Below are 903 nucleotides of genomic sequence, written 5' to 3' on the forward strand. Positions count from 1 at the left end.
CCGGCCGGGCCGCCGGCGGACGAGGGGGCCGCCGAGCGGCGCCCGCCCCGGGCCCCCGGGCCCCCGGGCGGACGCCACCGGCGCCGGATCGTCATGTTCCTGGCCGGGGTGATCGGCGCACTCCTGGTCATCACGTCCGCCGTGCTCCTGACCGACCTCGGCCGCAGCGACGACCAGCCGCGGGCGGCACCGAGCCCGAGCCGCTCCACCTCCGCCTCCGCTTCCGCGCCCGCGCTGCCCGCCGGGGTGAAGTGCGTGGCCGCGTCCTGCACCGGCCAGGATCCCGAACTGATGGGCTGCACCGACAAGTTGGTCCAGACGGTGGGCAGTGCCAAGGTCGGCGCCTCGGTCGTCGAGGTCCGCTACAGCAGGATCTGCCGGGCCGCCTGGGCGCGGCTCAAGCAGGTGGCCCCCGGCGACCGGGTGGAGATCAGCGCGCCCGCCGCGGCCGGCTACCGGGTGGTGGCCGACGCCTACCGGGACACGTACACCAGGATGCTCGCCGTCCAGGGCCCGGCGGGCGCGCGCGCATGCGCCACGCTGAAGAGCGGCAGGAGTGGCTGCGCCGCGGGACGGGCCGCCGCGGGACCGTCGGGAGCGGCCACCGGCGGTCGTCCGGGCGGATCGGGAACGACCACTACCGGTCAATGATCGATCAGCGTGAGGCGTCCCACAGGGCTCCGGGGGTGTGGGACGCGCTGGGTCGGATAGCCTGACCGCTGGACATCTCTTCACGTCAAGATTCAGACGGTCGCACGTCAGGTTCCCGGCGTACGGGGTGCCCGGAGCCGAGGGGCAAACCCCCACCACCCGCTGTTTCCAACGGAGATCGCCATGACCCGCACTCCCGTGAATGTCACCGTCACCGGCGCGGCCGGCCAGATCGGCTACGCGCTGCTCTTC

At 74.3% G+C, this 903-nt stretch carries 1 protein-coding gene; it reads left to right on the forward strand.

What is annotated here, in order from left to right:
• The coding region (locus tag CG740_RS10130; protein ID WP_159030264.1) for a DUF2690 domain-containing protein at positions 1-651 on the forward strand (651 nt) is incomplete at its 5' end.
• Between the last annotated feature and the right edge of the window lie 252 nt (positions 652-903).

The sequence above is a fragment of the Streptomyces sp. CB01201 genome (genome assembly GCF_002803085.1).
Lineage (GTDB): Bacteria > Actinomycetota > Actinomycetes > Streptomycetales > Streptomycetaceae > Streptomyces > Streptomyces hundungensis.